This window comes from Dickeya oryzae, assembly GCF_009372235.1.
Classification (GTDB): Bacteria; Pseudomonadota; Gammaproteobacteria; order Enterobacterales; family Enterobacteriaceae; genus Dickeya; species Dickeya oryzae.
The window spans coordinates 232381-251414 of the sequence record NZ_ML762921.1 but is presented as its reverse complement, the minus strand read 5'-3'; the positions used below and the strand labels follow the sequence as shown (position 1 = coordinate 251414).

16 protein-coding genes are annotated in these 19034 nt (G+C 52.9%); 7 read left to right on the top strand and 9 right to left on the bottom strand.

Going from position 1 to position 19034, the window contains the following annotated elements:
• Positions 1-76: 76 nt before the first annotated feature.
• Both secA and mutT read left to right on the top strand, forming a co-directional pair.
• Entirely contained in the window at positions 77-2770 is a 2694-nt protein-coding gene (secA, locus tag FAZ14_RS06285) for a preprotein translocase subunit SecA (RefSeq protein WP_038926632.1), read from the top strand.
• Between the two features lie 66 nt (positions 2771-2836).
• Positions 2837-3238: an 8-oxo-dGTP diphosphatase MutT gene (gene mutT / locus FAZ14_RS06280; RefSeq protein WP_153508244.1), complete on the top strand. Its 402-nt coding sequence runs from the start codon at positions 2837-2839 to the stop codon at positions 3236-3238.
• Between the two features lie 132 nt (positions 3239-3370).
• On the opposite strand, the gene yacG is transcribed toward mutT, so the two are convergent.
• The 3 genes from yacG to coaE are packed head-to-tail and all read right to left on the bottom strand — an operon-like array spanning position 3371 to position 4985.
• The gene (gene yacG / locus FAZ14_RS06275) at positions 3371-3556 is read right to left on the bottom strand and encodes a DNA gyrase inhibitor YacG (RefSeq protein ID WP_071526185.1); all 186 of its coding nucleotides are present in this window, start codon (positions 3554-3556) and stop codon (positions 3371-3373) included.
• A 60-nt stretch (positions 3557-3616) separates the two neighbouring features.
• The gene (gene zapD, locus FAZ14_RS06270) at positions 3617-4366 is read right to left on the bottom strand and encodes a cell division protein ZapD (RefSeq protein WP_016940588.1); all 750 of its coding nucleotides are present in this window, start codon (positions 4364-4366) and stop codon (positions 3617-3619) included.
• Complete coding sequence (gene coaE, locus FAZ14_RS06265) at positions 4359-4985, bottom strand: dephospho-CoA kinase (protein WP_016940587.1); 627 nt, start codon at positions 4983-4985, stop codon at positions 4359-4361. The genes zapD and coaE overlap by 8 nt, the downstream gene beginning before the upstream one ends.
• Before the next feature lie 166 nt (positions 4986-5151).
• On the opposite strand from coaE, the gene FAZ14_RS06260 reads away from it, so the two are divergent.
• Complete coding sequence (locus FAZ14_RS06260; RefSeq protein WP_016940586.1) at positions 5152-6192, top strand: GMP reductase; 1041 nt, start codon at positions 5152-5154, stop codon at positions 6190-6192.
• A gap of 25 nt (positions 6193-6217) precedes the next feature.
• Here FAZ14_RS06260 and hofC read toward each other — a convergent pair whose 3' ends face one another.
• The 5 genes from hofC to FAZ14_RS06235 form a co-directional block, all read right to left on the bottom strand.
• Positions 6218-7423, bottom strand: a complete 1206-nt coding sequence (gene hofC, locus FAZ14_RS06255) for a protein transport protein HofC (RefSeq protein WP_153508243.1) — start codon at positions 7421-7423, stop codon at positions 6218-6220.
• A 9-nt stretch (positions 7424-7432) separates the two neighbouring features.
• On the bottom strand, positions 7433-8854 hold the full coding sequence (gene gspE, locus FAZ14_RS06250; protein WP_080646421.1) for a type II secretion system protein GspE: 1422 nt from the start codon (positions 8852-8854) through the stop codon (positions 7433-7435).
• Positions 8855-8859: 5 nt separating this feature from the next.
• Entirely contained in the window at positions 8860-9303 is a 444-nt protein-coding gene (gene ppdD, locus FAZ14_RS06245) for a prepilin peptidase-dependent pilin (RefSeq protein ID WP_153508242.1), read from the bottom strand.
• A gap of 261 nt (positions 9304-9564) precedes the next feature.
• Positions 9565-10455, bottom strand: coding sequence for a carboxylating nicotinate-nucleotide diphosphorylase (nadC, locus tag FAZ14_RS06240; protein WP_016940582.1), 891 nt, complete (start codon positions 10453-10455; stop codon positions 9565-9567).
• Between the two features lie 183 nt (positions 10456-10638).
• Positions 10639-11502: a nucleoside-specific channel-forming protein Tsx gene (locus FAZ14_RS06235; protein WP_038926637.1), complete on the bottom strand. Its 864-nt coding sequence runs from the start codon at positions 11500-11502 to the stop codon at positions 10639-10641.
• Between the two features lie 417 nt (positions 11503-11919).
• On the opposite strand from FAZ14_RS06235, the gene ampD reads away from it, so the two are divergent.
• Together ampD and ampE are read left to right on the top strand one after the other, a co-directional pair.
• Positions 11920-12480 (top strand): 1,6-anhydro-N-acetylmuramyl-L-alanine amidase AmpD, encoded by a 561-nt coding sequence (gene ampD / locus FAZ14_RS06230; RefSeq protein WP_153508241.1) that lies wholly within the window; start codon positions 11920-11922, stop codon positions 12478-12480.
• 6 nt (positions 12481-12486) lie between these two features.
• Positions 12487-13341 carry a beta-lactamase regulator AmpE gene (ampE, locus tag FAZ14_RS06225; protein ID WP_016940579.1) on the top strand — a complete coding sequence of 285 codons (855 nt, stop codon included), beginning with the start codon at positions 12487-12489 and terminating at the stop codon, positions 13339-13341.
• Between the two features lie 127 nt (positions 13342-13468).
• Here ampE and FAZ14_RS06220 read toward each other — a convergent pair whose 3' ends face one another.
• A complete protein-coding gene (locus tag FAZ14_RS06220) occupies positions 13469-14815 on the bottom strand; it encodes an amino acid permease (protein WP_016940578.1) in 1347 nt (448 codons plus the stop codon).
• 652 nt (positions 14816-15467) lie between these two features.
• On the opposite strand from FAZ14_RS06220, the gene pdhR reads away from it, so the two are divergent.
• Together pdhR and aceE are read left to right on the top strand one after the other, a co-directional pair.
• Positions 15468-16232 carry a pyruvate dehydrogenase complex transcriptional repressor PdhR gene (gene pdhR / locus FAZ14_RS06215; RefSeq protein WP_012886141.1) on the top strand — a complete coding sequence of 255 codons (765 nt, stop codon included), beginning with the start codon at positions 15468-15470 and terminating at the stop codon, positions 16230-16232.
• A gap of 132 nt (positions 16233-16364) precedes the next feature.
• Complete coding sequence (gene aceE, locus FAZ14_RS06210; protein WP_016940576.1) at positions 16365-19028, top strand: pyruvate dehydrogenase (acetyl-transferring), homodimeric type; 2664 nt, start codon at positions 16365-16367, stop codon at positions 19026-19028.
• Positions 19029-19034: the final 6 nt, after the last annotated feature.

Genomic DNA, 19034 nt, shown 5'->3' with positions numbered 1-19034 from the left:
CAGGCCTGTGGCCGTAGACTCTTTTTTGATGTCGTGCCAGCATCGATAAACTGGCATTGTTGAGATTAAAATTACTATGTTAATCAAATTTTTGACGAAAGTTTTCGGTAGCCGTAATGACCGTGCGTTGCGCCGTATGCGCAAAATTGTGGAAGTGATCAATCGCCTCGAACCAGACATGGAGAAGCTCTCCGATGAAGAGCTGAAGGCACAAACCCAGGTATTTCGTGACCGTATCAAGAAAGGTGAAGCTCTGGAGTCGCTGCTGCCAGAAGCGTTTGCCGTGGTGCGTGAAGCCAGTAAACGTGTGTTTGGTATGCGTCACTTCGATGTGCAGCTGATTGGCGGTATGGTGCTGAATGAGCGTTGCATCGCGGAAATGCGTACCGGTGAAGGTAAAACGCTGACTGCGACCTTGCCTGCCTACCTTAATGCGCTGACGGGGCGTGGTGTGCACGTAGTGACCGTCAACGACTATCTGGCACAGCGTGACGCCGAGAACAACCGCCCGTTGTTTGAATTCTTAGGTCTGACGGTTGGCATCAACCTGCCGGGGATGCCGGCACCGGCCAAACGTGCTGCGTATGCTGCCGATATCACTTACGGCACTAACAACGAATACGGTTTCGATTACCTGCGCGACAACATGGCGTTCAGCCCGGAAGAGCGTGTACAGCGTGAACTGTATTATGCACTGGTGGACGAAGTGGACTCCATCCTGATTGACGAGGCGCGTACCCCGTTGATTATCTCGGGTCCGGCGGAGGACAGCTCTGAGTTGTATATGCGGGTGAACAAAATCATCCCGCATTTGATCCGTCAGGAGAAGGAAGACTCGGATACTTTCCACGGTGAAGGTCACTTCTCGGTGGATGAGAAAGCCCGTCAGGTTAACCTGACTGAACGCGGTCTGGTTAAAATTGAAGAGTTGCTGGTGCAAGGCGGCATTATGGAAGAGGGCGAATCGCTGTATTCGCCTGCCAACATTATGCTGATGCATCATGTGACGGCGGCGCTGCGTGCGCACGTGCTGTTTACCCGTGATGTCGACTACATCGTGAAAGATGACGAAGTCATCATCGTTGATGAACATACCGGCCGTACTATGCAAGGTCGCCGTTGGTCTGATGGCTTACACCAGGCGGTGGAAGCCAAAGAAAACGTCAAGATCAACAACGAAAACCAGACACTGGCGTCGATCACCTTCCAGAACTACTTCCGTATTTACGAAAAACTGGCCGGGATGACCGGTACGGCAGATACCGAAGCATTTGAGTTCAGCTCGATTTATAAGCTGGATACCATTGTGGTGCCGACTAACCGCCCCATGATCCGTAAAGACCTGCCAGATCTGGTGTACATGACCGAGCAGGAAAAAATCAATGCGATCATTGAAGATATCAAAGAGCGTGCGACTAAAGGGCAACCGGTGTTGGTGGGGACCATTTCCATTGAAAAATCCGAAGTGGTGTCGCATGCGTTGACCAAAGCGGGTATCAAGCACAACGTGCTGAACGCCAAATTCCATGCGATGGAAGCGGATATCGTGGCTCAGGCCGGTCGTTCAGGCGCAGTGACTATTGCGACCAACATGGCCGGTCGTGGTACGGATATCGTATTGGGCGGTAGCTGGCAGGCTGAAGTGGCAGAACTGGAAAGTGCGGATGACGCGCAAATTGCCGCTATCAAGGCAGAATGGCAAAAACGTCATGACGACGTCCTGGCGGCGGGTGGTTTGCACATTATTGGTACCGAGCGCCATGAGTCTCGCCGTATCGATAACCAGTTGCGTGGTCGTTCCGGTCGTCAGGGGGACCCAGGTTCTTCCCGTTTCTACCTGTCGATGGAAGATGCGCTGATGCGTATTTTCGCGTCGGATCGTGTTTCCAACATGATGCGTAAACTGGGTATGAAAGAAGGCGAAGCGATTGAACACCCTTGGGTTACCAAGGCTATCGCCAATGCGCAGCGCAAGGTAGAAAACCGCAACTTCGATATTCGTAAGCAACTGCTGGAATACGATGATGTGGCTAACGATCAACGTCGTGCTATCTACACCCAGCGTAATGAACTGCTGAATGCCTCTGACATCAGCGAAACCATCAATAGCATTCGTGAAGACGTGTTCAAGGCTACCCTTGATGCGCACATCCCGCCCCAGTCTCTGGAAGAAATGTGGGATATTCCGGGGCTGGAACAGCGCCTGAAGAGTGACTTTGATCTTGAATTGCCGATCGCAGAATGGCTGGACAAAGAGCCGGAACTGCATGAGGAAACGCTGCGTGAGCGTATCTATGAGCAGGCTGTAGACGTGTATCGTCGCAAGGAAGAAGTCGTCGGCAGTGATGTCATGCGCAACTTCGAGAAAGGTGTGATGCTGCAAACGCTGGACTCGTTGTGGAAAGAGCATCTGGCTGCGATGGACTACCTGCGCCAGGGGATCCATTTACGCGGTTATGCGCAAAAAGATCCGAAACAGGAATACAAGCGTGAGTCGTTTGCGATGTTTGCCGCGATGCTGGAAGGCCTCAAATATGAAGTCATCAGTACTCTGAGTAAGGTGCAGGTGCGTATGCCGGAAGAGGTTGAAGCGATGGAGCAGCAGCGTCGTGAAGAAGCCGAGCGTCTGGCTCGTCAACAACAGTTGAGCCATCAGGATGAAGCGGCTGGCAGTTCGCCGTATGCTGATCGTAAAATCGGTCGTAACGATCCTTGCCCGTGTGGTTCGGGCAAAAAGTACAAGCAGTGCCACGGCCGCCTTCAAAAGTAAGGCGGATAACGTAGTGACATCTCCCAAAGGCGGTCGTTGACCGCCTTTTTACTGGTTGAAAAGAGAATGACGCAAAAAACTTTATCTGTGGCGGTGGGGATTATCCGCAATCCGCAGCGTAAGTTCTTCATCGCCTGCCGTCCAGCAGGTGTACACATGGCTGGAAAATGGGAATTCCCCGGTGGCAAGGTGGAAGTGGGTGAGACGCCAGAGCAGGCGCTGGCGCGTGAGCTGCATGAAGAAGCCGGGATTGAGGTGATCAATCCAAGCCCGCTGGGCAGCAAAACGTTTTCTGCCGGAGAACGTCTGATTACGTTGCATTTCTTTTTAGTTGAGCAGTGGCGTGGCGAGCCGTATGGCCGCGAAGGCCAGCCGTCGCGTTGGTTAACGGCTGAAGAACTGGACGAGCACGAGTTTCCACCGGCCAATGCTGAGATGATTCAACAACTGAAAGCCGGTCGCGTATAAACGTGAGCCAGGCATGTTGTCTGGGTCGTGGCTGCATTCTTTGCAGCGATTCATGCCCGCAGGCATGAATCGTGAAGGGCGATAAAAGGGCGATGGATAAATAGCATGTCGCTATCGTTGGGGGGGAAGGGGTCAGTGCTGGGTTTCGCCCCAAACGTCGCTGTCTGAAACATCTTCCGCGCTGGGTATCCGTTTTTCTTCGTCTGCCCATTCGCCTAAATCAATCAACTGACAGCGCTTGCTACAGAAGGGTCGATAAGGGCTATTCTCGCTCCACTCTACCGGTTTGGTGCAGATGGGGCATTTTACAACGGTCATTTCGTTATCCACGTTTCATTCTTCTCCAGAAACTTGCTGTCGCCAGCAAGTCCACTCTATCTAGCAACATGCCAACTCGAATTCCAACCGTGCAGGGGTCTGCCCGTCGCTGTCTAATGGCAGAAAGCGAATGGCATAGCGGGTTTTATGCCCCGATATTTGCGGATAAAGCTGATGAGTGAGATCAATCCGCAGGCGCAGCAGATCAGCATCGGTTGCGTTATCCTGATAAAAGCCGTTAAGGCTGGTTTGCTCTTTGAAGGCTCCCGCATGACGAATCAACTCCAGTATGCTGTCGAGTGAACGTTTAAGCGGCAATACGCTCTCCAGCCAAATGTTGATGTGTCGTTGTTTTTGCTCAGGCAACTGATGCAGCCAGATATGCAAAGTCGGCAGGTCAAAGCTGCAACATCCACCCGGCAGGCTCAGACGTTGGCGTACCATAGCGATTAATTTGTCTTCACGCAGCCCTTGTCCCATGCGCGGCGCAGCAATCAGTTCGCTGGACAGGTTGCGTAATTTTTGACGTAACGTGTTAATACGCAAAATATCCGCTTCTGGTAGTTCACCCCATTGCGCCAGTTTCTGTTGCTGGCGTTCCAGTTCTTTTAGCAGGTCTGGGCGGGCATCTCCCCGTTCGAGAATATCCAATAATTCGGAGACGGCACGGAAAAACGTCAGGGCAACGCCGATGTCTTTCAGGTCGTGGTTGTCGAACATCTGTTGCAGTAAAAATTCCAGGCGTAACCAGGTACGCATTTTTTCATTCAGCGGATATTCAAAAAGAACTGTTGAGGAAACGTCACTCATTATGGGTCGTCCTGTCGGTTGCGGATGCGGCCAGCTCAAGATAATGCTGATGTAGAGCGGCAATCCGCGGAGCCAGTAAGCTCGGATTGCTGTTGTTATCGATAATATCATCAGCGCAGGCCAGTCGTTGTTCGCGGCTAGCTTGCGATGCCAAAATATTTTCCGCCTGAGCGCGGGAAACACCATCCCTGCTCATGGTTCGTTGTAATTGTGTTTCCAAGGGGACATCCACCACCAAAATACGGTGTGCTTTCCCTTGTAGTTGATTCTCCACCAGCAACGGCACCACCCATAACGCATAAGGGGTGGTAGCGGCAGCGAGCTGGCGTCGGGTTTCTTTCTGAATCAGCGGATGCAGCAAGGCATTGAGCCAGCGCTTATCTTCCGGGTTAGAAAAAATGCGCTCACGCAGGGCACTTCGGTTTAATGCACCGTCTGGTTGTAATATTTCCGGGCCAAAGTATTCCACAATAGTTGCCAGAGCGGGTTTCCCGGGGGACACGACCTCACGGGCTATGACATCCGCATCAACGATAGTGGCTCCCAGCGCTGTAAACCCCTGAGCAACTGTGCTTTTCCCGCTTCCTATGCCGCCTGTGAGCGCGACGATATATGCCATGATAATCAACTAGAAATGGCCAGGTAAATTTATCGGATTTTAGCCCAAATTGAGAAAAAATCGCAGTCTTGTCGCAGGATTATTCGAGCGTATGATCACAATGAATTGGCGCATTATCGCCTCTTCTTCCCTGAATCATTCTCCTCACTTCATCAGGTCGTACATCATGCGTATTGAAGAAGATATTAAACTGGGTTTCAAAGATGTGCTTATTCGTCCTAAACGCTCCACGTTGAAAAGCCGTGCGGACGTTGAACTGACACGTGAATTCAGCTTTTTGCATGCAGGTTGCGGCTGGTCGGGTGTCCCCGTCATTGCAGCCAATATGGATACAGTGGGGACGTTTCAGATGGCGCGTGTCCTGGCGTCATTTGAGTTGCTGACTGCGGTGCATAAGCACTATTCCGTGGCTGAATGGCAACAGTTTATCCAGAGTACGCCGGCTGCGGTCTTACGCCATGTCATGGTGTCGAGTGGCACATCGGACAGTGATTTTGAGAAGATGACACAGATTCTGGCGTTATCCCCAGATTTGAAATTTATCTGCATTGATGTTGCTAACGGATATTCGGAACATTTCGTCAATTTTGTGCAGAAAGCACGCGACGTTTTCCCTGATAAGGTCATCTGTGCCGGTAACGTGGTAACTGGTGAGATGGTGGAAGAACTGCTGTTATCAGGGGCGGACATCGTCAAGGTGGGGATTGGCCCCGGTTCTGTTTGTACGACGCGGGTTAAAACCGGCGTCGGCTACCCGCAATTGTCAGCGGTTATCGAATGTGCTGATGCCGCCCATGGGCTGGGTGGACAGATTGTCAGTGACGGTGGTTGTACTGTACCGGGTGATGTGGCGAAAGCCTTTGGTGGCGGTGCTGATTTCGTGATGTTAGGGGGTCTGCTGGCCGCGCATGACGAGTGTGGCGGCGATATCGTTGAGGAAGATGGTCGTAAGATGATGCTGTTTTACGGCATGAGCTCCGCCTCTGCAATGGAGCGGCATGTCGGTGGCGTTGCTGAATACCGCGCGGCGGAAGGTAAGACCGTAAGTCTGCCGCTGCGTGGCCCGGTCGAGCATACCGTACGGGATGTTCTTGGTGGGCTGCGCTCTGCCTGCACCTATGTGGGGGCGGCACGCCTGAAAGAACTGACCAAGCGTACCACCTTCATTCGCGTTGCCGAGCAGGAAAACCCGGTGTTTAACGGCTAAGCCCCGTTGTTATGTGCTGGCGGGGTCAGGCACCTGCCAGTACATTCCCCAACTGGAAAATCGGCAGATACATGGCGATGACCAGTGTTCCCACCAGACCACCAACGATGACCAGCAGCAGCGGTTCCAGTGTCTGTGTTAGCGTGTCCGCGAATTGTCGGGTGTGATTCTCATACCAACCTGCCAGTCGGGCAAATAACTGATCCAGCGCTCCGGTTTCCTCGCCGACGCTAATCAACTGGTGGCAGGGGGCAGGGTAGAGCAAGGGATAGCCATGAATGGCTTGCCCGAGCGGAATGCCCTGCTCAAGCTGGCGCTGTATCTCTGCAAGTGATTGTCGGTACACCGGGTTGTTCAACGTGGCAGCCGCATTGAGGCCTGATAAGAGAGTTAATCCCGCCTGTTGCGTCATGGCCAGAGTGTGAAAAATTTGTCCCAGGCAATGACTTTGTATCAGTGTGGATAGCAGCGGTAGTTTCAGCAATAGTCGTTGTTCTCGTTGTTGCCACTGTGCGTTTTGTCTGCGTAACCGCCGATAACCCAGCCATATTCCAGCAGACAGAAGAAAGAAGAACATGCCGTGACGGCGGACCCCATCCGATAACGCCAGCATCATGCGTGTCAGCCAGGGAAGCGGAGCGCCAAAAGAGGCGTACAGCTCTGCGAATTCCGGTAATACCAGCGTGAGCATCAGTAGTGTGACCATGACTCCTACCGCCACCACAAACAAGGGGTAGCGTAAGGCCCTCATCACTTTTCCCGTCAACTGACGTTGCGTTTCCTGATAATCCGCCAGCCGGGCACAGCATTCGTCCAGTTTTCCTGTCAGCTCACCCACCGCAACCAGCGAACTGCACATAACCGGGAAGATGGTTGGATACTCTGAGAGTACCTCTGACAGTGGTCGTCCCTGGCTGACCTGCAGGCGTATGTCCTGTAACAGACAGCGCCAGCCTGCTTTTTCGTGCTGACGTCCTAGTAGCTCCAATGCATCCAGCAAGGGTAGTCCTGCCTGCAACAAGGTCGACAGTTGTCGGACGATGATGGATAGCTGTGGGCCTTGCCAGTAACGTGGTGTCAGATACGCACCGGTTTTCAGTCGTAAAGGTTGATAGCCGAGCTCCAGCAGGTACTGATAAATTTCACCCCGTTCAAAACCGATACGTTCACCGGCGCAAGGTTCGCCATCCTGACGTAGTGCCTGCCAGTAGTAGAGTTTTTGTACTGCCATGCGCGACCTCTATTCAATGTGATCGCCTATCACGCGATAGACTTCCTCCAAAGACGTGACGCCTTCGTGAACCAGTGCCAGTCCTGCGGATAGCAAGCGGGTTTCCCGTTGCAATGGGAGTGTCAGGTTGTGGTCAGCTAATGATGTTGTACCGGACAATGCCTGCTGGAGTGCCGGTGTGACCGGCAGTAGATCATAAATCGCGGCCCGGCCGTAGTAGCCAGAAAAACAGTGTTCACACCCGGTTGCCTGCCATTGCCGTAACGGGCCTTGCCATAGCGAGTTGGGTAAGGTTGTCGTGTCTTCTCTCTGTTGGCTGCAGTGCGGACATAACCGTCTCACCAGCCTTTGGGCAATCACCAGTTTGAGCGCCGCGGCGACCAGATAACCGGGGATGCCTAAATGTCCCAGTCGGATCAGTGTATCCAGCGCCGAATTAGTATGCAGGGTGGACAGCACCAGATGACCGGTTTGTGCGGCTTTGACGGCAATCTCCGCTGTTTCAGCATCACGGATTTCACCAATCATGACAACATCGGGATCCTGGCGTAATAGCGCACGTAATACCCGGGCGAAGTCCAACTGACTTTGTGCGTGGATAGCGGTTTGATTGATACCGGGCAAGGGTATTTCCACGGGATCTTCTACGCTGCAAATGTTGCGGCTGGTGTCATTTAACCAGCGGATAGCGCTGTACAGCGTGAACGTCTTGCCACTACCGGTTGGCCCGGTAACCAAAATCAGGCCTTGTGGCAGACTGAGAGTGTGCTTGAATTGTTGCAGCGCGTAGTCGGGCAGGCCTAACGCACTCAGTTCCAGAGCGTGTTGCTGTGTTTGTAATACTCTCAATACGACTTTCTCACCGCCCTGAACGGGTAACGTGGCGATGCGTAGCGAATAGGTGTGCTGTTCCAGACGGAGGCTGAATTGCCCGTCTTGTGGCAAACGGCGTTCAGCAATATTCAGTTTCCCCATGATCTTAAGGCGGGCAACCATACGGTTTGCGGGTAAATCCGGGTTGGTCGGTATTTCATGTAATACTCCGTCGATACGCAGCCTGACGCGATAACCTGCTGATAAGGGTTCCAGATGGATATCAGAGGCCCGGCGCTGGATAGCCAATTTCAGGGTTTGGTTAATGAACTGGACTACTGGCGCATCATCGGGTTCTTCGGGGGATGCGGCATCAGCCTGATAAGAGGCGTTAGCCTCTTGAGCTTGCGGTGACGTGAGTTGTTGCTCCAGCCGTGCGGCAGGCCACTGTTCCACCAAAACGCGTCTGTGACTGGCGAAACGCAGCGCGGCGATCAGATCTTCTGCTACCGATCCTGCTACGGCAACAGAGATCGTCTGTTCGTCTATATCCAATAGCAGGGCGTGATAACGACGACAAAGCAATTGTAATTCATGGTGTTGTGTCTGATGTGTCATGGCTGTCACCCTGCTACCGAGTCAAAACGAAAGACGTCTTCGCATGCCTGACGCAGACTGTCGGCTCCGGCGCTGGTGCGGCAAGCTCTTGTCCAGCGGGATGCACCGTTTTGCGCATCCAGTGTGGGTGTCATCACCACACTTAGCCCTTGCAAGGTCGACTGCCCAGTCAGGGTAATGACACCCTGATTGATCGTGACGGCACTGACATACCGTGATGCCGAAGGCGTCGGGATCCCCTGGCTACCGGCGTTACATCCTTCCAGCCCGGTATTGCTAAGGCTGCAAAGATCGACTGCGGTTTTATAGGCGCTCATGGTTTGCAGCATGTCAGTCATGGCGGCTTTTTGCAGATACCCTTGATACGCTGGGATCCCGAGCGCGCTCAGAATAGCGATGATGACAATAACCACCATCAATTCAATCAGTGAAAATCCTTGTTGTGTCATGTTATTGGTTCCCTGGTGTGGCTGGTGATGGCAGGGTAAAGACAGAGAGTGATGCTGGCTATCCCGATGTTTTTAATCAGGAACCTGTTGTGCAAACTGGGGAGGATTACAGCAGGGGGTTACAAAAAACAGGCGAGCGGGTTCGCAAAACGGGGAGGTAAACCGAAGGAAAGGTTGGCGAGAGAGCCAATAGTGCTACAACATCACCATCAACCCGGCGCACCGGGCTGATGGAGGAGCACCGCAATGCAACGACAGGCGTTAACGAAAACGCATCGACAGGTCGAGCGCCCGTACATGTTTGGTCAGCGCGCCAACCGAGATATAGTCGACACCGGTGGCAGCGTAATCCGGCAATGTCTGCAGCGTCACGTTGCCGGAAACCTCCAGCAACGCGCGGCCATTGGTCAGTGTGACGGCTTCGCGGATAGCATCCAGCGTGAAGTTGTCCAGCATAATAATGTCTGCCCCGGCACTCAGTGCTTGTTGCAGTTCATCGAGGGTTTCTACCTCGACTTCTACCGGCACATCACGACGCAATTGGAAGGCTTTTTCAACCGCCTGCCTGATGGAGCCCGCGGCAATAATGTGGTTTTCTTTGATCAGGAATGCATCGGCCAGACCGAGGCGATGATTGCTCCCACCACCGCACAGTACCGCGTATTTCAGCGCGGTGCGCAAGCCGGGCAGCGTTTTTCGCGTGTCCAGCAACTGGGTATGCGTGCCGGCCAGTTGTGCAACATAACGACTCACTTCAGTTGCCACACCACAGAGCGTTTGCAGGAAATTCAGCGCGGTGCGTTCACCGGTAAGCAGTATGCGGGAAGACCCCTGCAACTGGCACAGCGGTTGATTTTCTATCAGTACGTCACCGTCGTGAACCAGCCAGTCGATGGTAATGACGTTGCCCAACTGACGGAACACCTCGTCTACCCAGCGCTGACCGCAGAATACACCGGCTTCGCGGGTAATGATGACCGCGCTGGCGATGGTGTCATTGGGTAACAACTGTGCAGTGAGGTCATGCTCAGGGTTGGCTTCTCCCCCGAGGTCTTCGCGTAATGCCTGCTGTACGCTGGCGGGGATATCTTGCTCAATACGGCTGAGCAGTTCCGCCTGGCGCTGCTCCTGACTATAACGGCGTGTTGTCATGATGCTACTCCGATGGAATCCGGAATGTATGCTATCCCGTTAATGGGTGGTTTTAAAAATTATTTTAATTCAAGGTGTTATTCGTTTTTTTGCGCAACTCGCCAGGCCTGACATGGTGAGTAACAACCTATCCAGGCGGGGTTTTCGTATCCCGGCCATGGCCGGGATACATCATAGCAAAGATCAGAAGTTGTAACCGGCTACCAGATAATAGCCCCACCCTGTAGAGCGGACGTTGAACGGGCCACGACCGAAATCCAGTTCGGTGCCATCAGCCCACTGGCCACCGTTATGGAAGTAACGGGCAACGACGGAGTAGTGCCAATGGTCATAGTTCAGCGCCAGAATATGGCTGGAGGCAATGGCGTTACTGGTGCGAGACGGGCCAGCGGCGTCAGCCAGGTCGGATCCGAAGTCGAAGTTGGTAAAGCCGATATAGGTCAGCTTGCCTCCCCACAACGATGTGATCGGATAAAAGTATTTGATTTTAAACCGGTAGCCGTCCCAGCGATCTTCATTCGGTGCGCTGTAGTTCTGTCCCTGGTATTTGGCGTAGATATTGGCGGACAACGACAGATCCGTACCGGTATTGATATCGGTGCCCAGACCGACATACCAGGTGCTCTGGCGCGAATCATTATTACGACCCTGATCGTAGATAATGTTGTTGGCGACATACCACTCTTTGAACGGGCCGAACCCCAACTGTGTGTTGGTCAGTTTATCAATGGAGAAACGAGGTTCGATTTCCATGAACAGCGGAGAGCCTTTATCCCAGATACCACGGTCTGGCGTATTACCCGCACCGAAGGTTTTTGGCACATCAACATAGCCGTAGAAATCAAACCAGTCTTTACGAGCGAACGCTTCATATTCCAGATACACGTCATTGTTTAACTGGGGTCCGAAGCGGGTGTGATAGCTGCCAACCACATTGATACTCTGGTGCCACCAGTCCGAGAGGTATTGCGGGGCGTTAGTGTCCGCAACGGTGGGTAAACTGTACGACAATGTGCTGATTGCACAGGCGGCAAGGATTTTTTTCATGACGATTCTCTGTGTTACCCGATAGCGCGTCAGCGGCCTGGTTGGCCGGGGCGGCGCAGAGTGATTCGGGCGGTAATAACAAAATAACTGCTGAAAAACCTCCCGGTGATGGGCAGAAGACGAAAACGTTTGCTTATTATGGCGTACGTGTCGACTGCTTGCCGGAAAGAGGGGGCGCAGCATACCAGAAGAAGGGAAGAACATCATGGTTTGTGTGCAGGCGTTGAAAGAACAATTGCGAATAAACCGGAATGGTTTTTTAACAGGTCAGGAACATGGCAGATGCGGTAAGATGTTTGCATGATGAGTGCGATCAGTCGGTTAACGCTTGTGGTGCGATACCCTGATGGTTACCGGGCAATATGTGTTCCGGTGATGATCGTGTTTTGACGGCTAGAAAGAATAAAAGGAGCGGTGATGAGAGTGGAGCATGGCTGGTTGACAGAGGCCAGACGCGTTTTGTCGCCACATCAGGATGAACGTCCGCAAGGCGAGTTGCCTTCTTTACTGGTGATTCACAACATCAGTTTGCCTCCGGGCGAATTCGGCGGGTCGTACATCGACCAGCTCTTTACCGGTACGCTGGATGGAACGGCGCATCCCTATTTTGCGTCCATATGCCATCTGAGGGTGTCAGCGCATTGTCTGATTCGCCGCAACGGTGACATCGTGCAGTATGTGGCATTTGATCAACGGGCCTGGCATGCCGGTGTGTCGCAGTTTGATGGGCGAGAGCGTTGTAATGACTTTTCGATTGGTATCGAGCTGGAAGGTACTGATACGCTGCCATTTACCACAGAACAATACGCCCGGCTGGCAGATGTCACCCGCCTGCTGAGTGAAACTTATGGCATTACGCCTGAACGTATTACCGGACATAGTGATATTGCACCGGGACGTAAGACTGATCCCGGCCCGGCGTTCGACTGGGCGCGATATCAACGGTTATGGCAGACACCACCAGAACAAGGGGAGTAATCACAGATGACGTTGTTTAGCCTATTGTTGGTCCTGGGATGGGAGCGGTTGTTTAAACGTGGCGACCATTGGCAACTGGATCACCATGTAGAACGGGTGTTTCGTCATCTTTCCGCCCCATCGCTGGTGCAAACATTGCTGTTATCTATTATGGGCATGGCGGTTGTGTTGGCGGCGCAGTGGGTGCTCAGCGGGTGGCTATTTGGCTTGCCGCTGCTGCTGTTGTGGATTGCCGTCGGCTTGATGTGCATCGGTGCGGGCGAAATACGCCAGCATTACCACCGCTATATTCAGAGCGCTCAGCGTGGTGAGGCGGATGCCTGCCGGGAAATGGCTGAGGAGCTGGCGCTGATTCATGGCCTGCCGCTCGATGGCAGCGAACGTGAACGTTTAAAGGAATTACAAAACGCGTTGCTGTGGCTGAATTTCCGCTTTTATCTGGCACCATTGTTCTGGTTTGTCGCGGCGGGGCCTTATGGTCCGGTGGCATTAGTGGGGTACACCGTGTTGCGCGCCCGGCAGTGCTGCCTGGCCCGTCATCATACTCCTCTGGAACGAGCGAACTCGGGTGTTGATACCTTACTGCATTGGCTGGACTGGATTCCGGTACGGTTGGCCGGTGCTGCTTATGCATTGCTGGGACACGGTGAGAAGGCATTGCCCGCGTGGTTTGCCGCGATGATGGACGCACACTCTTCTCAGTACTGGGTACTAACAAAACTGGCGCAGTTTTCACTGGAACGTGAGCCGCATGGCGACCCGATTTCTACACCGAGAGCGGCCGTGTCGCTGGCGAAAAAAGTGACGCTGGTGTTGGTTGTCGTCGTGGCGTTACTTACCATCTACGGTACGCTGGTCTAACGTATCGTGAGAGTCACGTTAATCGTAAAGACGGAAACATCATGAAAGCAGGAACATCATGAAAACAGTATGGCCGCTGTGGCGGCCATACTGAGAAAGGATGGTGTTATTCTAAGAAAGGAAAGTGTTATTGGCGCTTTTTGAAACGGTAGCCGATACCTAATACGATCAACCAGATAGGAATCAACAAGACCGAAATCTGGATACCGGGCGTCAGTGACATGATGACCAGAATACCCGCCATAAATGCCAGACACAGGTAGTTGCCGAACGGGAACCACAACGCTTTAAATCGGGTCTGCACGCCTTCACGGTCTTTGGTCGCACGGAATTTCAGATGTGCCAGACTGATCATCGCCCAGTTGATCACCAGCGCAGACACCACCAACGCCATCAACAGCTCAAACGCTTTACCCGGCAATACATAGTTGATCAGTACGCACAAGGCGGTAGCCAGCGCGGATACGCCGATAGCGACCACTGGCACACCGCGACGGTCTACTTTCAGCAGCGATTGTGGGCCATTTCCCTGCTTAGCCAGGCCGTACAGCATACGGCTGTTACAGTAAACGCAACTGTTGTATACCGACAGCGCTGCAGTCAGCACCACAATATTCAGGATATTAGCGACCAGCTCACTGTTCAGTGCGTGGAAAATCATGACGAACGGACTGCCGCCTTCGACCACTTTGCCCCACGGATAGAGCGACAGCAGCACCGTCAATGAACCGACGTAGAAAATCAGGATACGGTAGATGACCTGATTGGTCGCACGTGGAATGCTCTCTTCCGGTTTGTCTGCTTCCGCTGCTGTAATGCCCACCAGTTCCAGACCACCGAAAGAAAACATGATAACCGCCATCGCCATCACCAGACCGCTGATGCCGTTGGGGAAGAAACCACCTTGCGCCCAGAGATTGGTAATAGACGCGTCCGGCCCGCCGTGGCCACTGAGCAGCAGCCAACCGCCGAACACGATCATGCCGACAATCGCCACCACCTTGATAATCGCAAACCAGAATTCCAGCTCGCCGTACATCTTCACGTTGGCCAGGTTAATGGCGTTGATCACGACAAAGAACACCGCAGCGGACACCCAGGTAGGAATATCTGGCCACCAGTATTGTACATAGATACCAACGGCACTTAGCTCTGCCATCGCCACCAGCACATACAGCACCCAGTAGTTCCAGCCGGAAGCGAAACCGGCGAAGTTGCCCCAGTATTTATAGGCAAAGTGGCTAAATGAACCAGCAACCGGCTCTTCCACCACCATTTCGCCTAACTGGCGCATGATGAAAAACGCAATCAGACCGCCGATTGCATAGCCCAGCAGAACGGATGGCCCGGCCATCTTGATCGTTTGTGCGATACCGAGGAACAATCCGGTTCCAACCGCGCCCCCCAGAGCAATCAACTGTATGTGACGGTTTTTCAGTCCGCGTTGTAGCGTACCGTCTTGTTGATCTTGCATGCTTTTACCCTCTGCCGATGAAAAGACAAACCGTTCACCGACGGTGTGGCGCGGGCTGGCACGTTTGTCTTTTTACATGTGTGTAATTTTATATTTACGACGCTGACAAACTTAAATCGCCGCCAGTGCTATCGCGCGTCAGAGAATAGTGATATGCGCAGAGAATTGCACTGATTTCTTGCGAGGCATGACATAAAAGTGTGATGTCATGATCACCGTCATCTGTACGGTACGGCTTTGCCCTTTTACCGTGGTTTACAGGGGGGGAAACGTCGTTGCCTTTTCCATGTCATACACGCGCGATATGTTCGGGAGGGCCAAAATAAGGTCATGAGCTGTGAATTGGGCTTGTTAGTTTTTTTATTCATTTATTGTGATTTTAAATTCATTAAATGGCAGGTTGAACGGTTCAGCTTTGCCTGATTTGAGTTTCAAAAAAGTTAAAACTGGCGAGCTTTACCAAATGGTAATACCACTGAACGATTCGTGCTTTTGCTACAAGATTCTGGGCATTTGTTAAAAACTAAGGTGATTGGTAATTTCGCTCATCGTCTGTATGGACAGAAGGTGAATACTTTGTTACTTTGTGCGTCATGTTTTTAAAATTGGTATTACCAATTGACTCCGCGCTTTTTCGCCGGGAAGAATTCACATGGCCTACAGCAAGATCCGTCAACCTAAACTGTCAGATGTGATTGAACAGCAACTGGAGTTTCTGATCCTTGAGGGAACCTTGCGCCCTGGAGAGAAGCTGCCACCGGAACGCGAACTGGCAAAACAGTTCGATGTTTCCCGCCCCTCGCTACGCGAGGCTATCCAACGGTTGGAAGCCAAAGGGTTACTGTTGCGCCGTCAGGGTGGCGGTACCTTTGTTCAGAATAACCTGTGGCAGAGCGTTAGCGACCCACTGGCGGAGCTGTTAATTAACCATCCGGAATCCCAGTTCGACCTCCTCGAAACTCGTCATGCCCTTGAAGGGATTGCCGCTTACTATGCCGCCTTGCGTGGCACGGAAGAGGATTTGCAGCGTATCCGTGATTGTCATGCTCTGATTGAAACGGCGCGCGAAGCCGGTGATCTGGAAGGGGAGTCTGAAGCCGTCATGCATTATCAGGTCGCAGTGACGGAAGCCGCGCATAACGTGGTGTTGTTGCACCTGTTACGTTGTATGGGACCGATGCTTGAGCAAAACGTCAGGCAGAATTTTGAATTGCTTTATCTGAGTCGTGAAGTTCTGACGCAGGTGAGTAGCCATCGTGCCAGGATTTTTGAAGCGATTGTCGCTCGTGAGCCGGAAAAAGCCCGCGAGGCATCACATCGCCATCTGGCCTTTATTGAGGAAGTATTGCTGGAACTTAACCGGGAACATAGTCGGCGGGAACGCTCGTTGCGTCGGCTCCAGCAGCGCAAGGATTAGGCCGTCGACTGACGGTCGTTTGCGGCAACAAGACGAAGGGCCTGTCTTCCTGTGCTTTCTCCAACAGGAACAGAGTACAAGAAGACAGGCTCCAGACAAATCAACTGATTAGAAACAGATAAGGAATACACCATGTCAGAACGTTTGAACAATGACGTGGATCCGATCGAAACGCGTGACTGGCTGCAGGCGATCGAATCGGTTATCCGTGAAGAAGGTGTTGAGCGCGCTCAGTTCCTGATTGATCAGGTATTGACTGAAGCACGTAAAGGTGGGGTGAAAGTGGCTGCGGGCAGTGCTGGCAGTAACTACATCAACACCATCGCGGCAGAAGATGAACCCGCGTATCCGGGGAACCTTGATCTGGAGCGTCGTATCCGTTCCGCAATTCGCTGGAATGCGGTGATGACGGTACTGCGCGCATCTAAGAAAGATCTGGAGCTGGGCGGTCATATGGCGTCTTTCCAGTCCTCCGCTACCTTCTATGAAGTGTGCTTCAACCACTTCTTCCGTGCTCGTAACGCACAGGACGGCGGTGACCTGGTATTCTTCCAGGGGCATATCTCCCCAGGGGTTTATGCGCGCGCCTTCCTGGAAGGTCGTTTGACTGAAGATCAGATGAACAACTTCCGTCAGGAAGTTCACGGTAATGGCCTGTCTTCCTACCCGCATCCGAAACTGATGCCGGAATTCTGGCAGTTCCCGACCGTGTCAATGGGCCTGGGCCCGATTAACGCTATCTATCAGGCCAAGTTCCTGAAGTATCTTAACAATCGTGGTCTGAAAGACACCACGAAGCAGACCGTATACGCCTTCCTGGGCGACGGTGAAATGGATGAGCCGGAATCTAAAGGTGCGATTACTATCGCGACCCGTGAGAAGCTGGACAACCTGGTGTTTGTCATCAACTGTAACCTGCAGCGTCTGGACGGCCCGGTCACCGGTAACGGCAAGATCATCAATGAGCTGGAAGGCATCTTCGGTGGTGCTGGCTGGGAAGTGATCAAGGTTATCTGGGGCGGTCGTTGGGACGAACTGCTGCGTAACGACACCAGCGGTAAGCTGATTCAACTGATGAACGAAACCGTTGACGGCGATTACCAGACCTTCAAATCCAAAAACGGTGCCTACGTGCGTGAGCACTTCTTCGGTAAATACCCGGAAACCGCTGCACTGGTCAAAGACTGGAGCGATGACGATATCTGGGCACTTAACCGTGGTGGTCACGATCCGAAGAAAGTTTACGCTGCACTGAAAAAAGCACAGGAAACCAAAGGCAAGCCGGTGGTTATTCTGGCTCATACCATCAAAGGTTATGGTATGGGTGATGCGGCTGAAGGCAAGAACATTGCTCACCAGGTCAAGAAAATCAACATGGACGGCGTGCGTTATTTCCGCGACCGTTTCAATGTGCCGGTTGCTGACGCTGATGTTGAAAAACTGCCGTTCATTACCTTCGACAAAAACTCCGAAGAGTACAAATACCTGCACGAACGCCGTCAGGCGCTGGAAGGCTACCTGCCGTCCCGTCAGCCGAGATTTGATGAGAAGCTGGACCTGCCGACGCTGGAAGACTTCAGCTCTCTGTTGGAAGAGCAGACCAAAGAAATCTCCACCACCATCGCCTTTGTGCGTGCACTGAACGTGATGCTGAAGAACAAGTCTATCAAAGACAGACTGGTTCCGATCATCGCCGACGAAGCGCGTACCTTCGGTATGGAAGGTCTGTTCCGTCAGATCGGTATCTACAGCCCGAATGGTCAGCAGTACATCCCGCAGGACCGCGAACTGGTCGCTTACTATAAAGAAGACCAGAAAGGTCAGATCCTGCAGGAAGGGATCAACGAACTGGGTGCAGGCTCCTCCTGGCTGGCGGCGGCAACGTCTTACAGCACCAATAACCTGCCGATGATCCCGTTCTATATTTACTACTCCATGTTCGGGTTCCAGCGTATCGGCGACCTGTGCTGGGCGGCTGGTGACCAACAGGCACGTGGCTTCCTGATCGGCGGTACATCCGGTCGTACCACACTGAACGGCGAAGGTTTGCAGCATGAAGATGGCCACAGCCACATTCAGGCACTGACCATTCCGAACTGTATTTCCTACGACCCGGCGTTCGCGTACGAAGTGGCGGTCATCATGCATGACGGTCTGGTTCGTATGTATGGCGACGCACAGGAAAACATTTACTACTACATCACCACACTGAACGAAAACTACCACATGCCGGCGATGCCGCAGGGCGCCGAAGAAGGCATCCGCAAAGGTATCTACAAGCTGGAAACCGTGGCGGGCAGCAAAGGCAAAGTTCAGTTGCTGGGTTCCGGTTCTATCCTGCGTCATGTGCGCGAAGCCGCACAGATTCTGGCCAACGATTACGGCATCGGTTCTGATGTGTACAGCGTTACCTCCTTCACCGAACTGGCCCGTGACGGTCAGGACTGCGAACGCTGGAACATGCTGCACCCGACCGAAGCGCCACGCGTACCGTACATCGCTCAGGTGATGAACGATGCACCGGCAGTCGCGTCTACCGACTACATGAAACTGTTTGCCGAGCAGGTACGTACCTACGTTCCGGCCAGCGATTATCGCGTACTGGGCACCGATGGTTTCGGCCGTTCCGACAGCCGTGAAAACCTGCGTCACCACTTTGAAGTGGATGCGTCCTACGTGGTCGTTGCTGCACTGGGCGAACTGGCTAAACGCGGTGAAGTTGAAAAATCTGTCGTGGCTGAAGCCATCAAGAAATTCGACATCAACCCTGAAAAAGTTAACCCGCGCGTAGCATAAGAGGGA

Excerpts from the sequence above, each read along its gene's own strand:
- secA (WP_038926632.1), top strand. The coding sequence starts at position 77 with ATGTTAATCAAATTTTTGACGAAAGTTTTCGGTAGCCGTAATGACCGT.
- mutT (WP_153508244.1), top strand. The coding sequence starts at position 2,837 with ATGACGCAAAAAACTTTATCTGTGGCGGTGGGGATTATCCGCAATCCG.
- yacG (WP_071526185.1), bottom strand. The coding sequence starts at position 3,556 with ATGACCGTTGTAAAATGCCCCATCTGCACCAAACCGGTAGAGTGGAGC.
- zapD (WP_016940588.1), bottom strand. The coding sequence starts at position 4,366 with ATGAGTGACGTTTCCTCAACAGTTCTTTTTGAATATCCGCTGAATGAA.
- coaE (WP_016940587.1), bottom strand. The coding sequence starts at position 4,985 with ATGGCATATATCGTCGCGCTCACAGGCGGCATAGGAAGCGGGAAAAGC.
- FAZ14_RS06260 (WP_016940586.1), top strand. The coding sequence starts at position 5,152 with ATGCGTATTGAAGAAGATATTAAACTGGGTTTCAAAGATGTGCTTATT.
- hofC (WP_153508243.1), bottom strand. The coding sequence starts at position 7,423 with ATGGCAGTACAAAAACTCTACTACTGGCAGGCACTACGTCAGGATGGC.
- gspE (WP_080646421.1), bottom strand. The coding sequence starts at position 8,854 with ATGACACATCAGACACAACACCATGAATTACAATTGCTTTGTCGTCGT.
- ppdD (WP_153508242.1), bottom strand. The coding sequence starts at position 9,303 with ATGACACAACAAGGATTTTCACTGATTGAATTGATGGTGGTTATTGTC.
- nadC (WP_016940582.1), bottom strand. The coding sequence starts at position 10,455 with ATGACAACACGCCGTTATAGTCAGGAGCAGCGCCAGGCGGAACTGCTC.
- FAZ14_RS06235 (WP_038926637.1), bottom strand. The coding sequence starts at position 11,502 with ATGAAAAAAATCCTTGCCGCCTGTGCAATCAGCACATTGTCGTACAGT.
- ampD (WP_153508241.1), top strand. The coding sequence starts at position 11,920 with ATGAGAGTGGAGCATGGCTGGTTGACAGAGGCCAGACGCGTTTTGTCG.
- ampE (WP_016940579.1), top strand. The coding sequence starts at position 12,487 with ATGACGTTGTTTAGCCTATTGTTGGTCCTGGGATGGGAGCGGTTGTTT.
- FAZ14_RS06220 (WP_016940578.1), bottom strand. The coding sequence starts at position 14,815 with ATGCAAGATCAACAAGACGGTACGCTACAACGCGGACTGAAAAACCGT.
- pdhR (WP_012886141.1), top strand. The coding sequence starts at position 15,468 with ATGGCCTACAGCAAGATCCGTCAACCTAAACTGTCAGATGTGATTGAA.
- aceE (WP_016940576.1), top strand. The coding sequence starts at position 16,365 with ATGTCAGAACGTTTGAACAATGACGTGGATCCGATCGAAACGCGTGAC.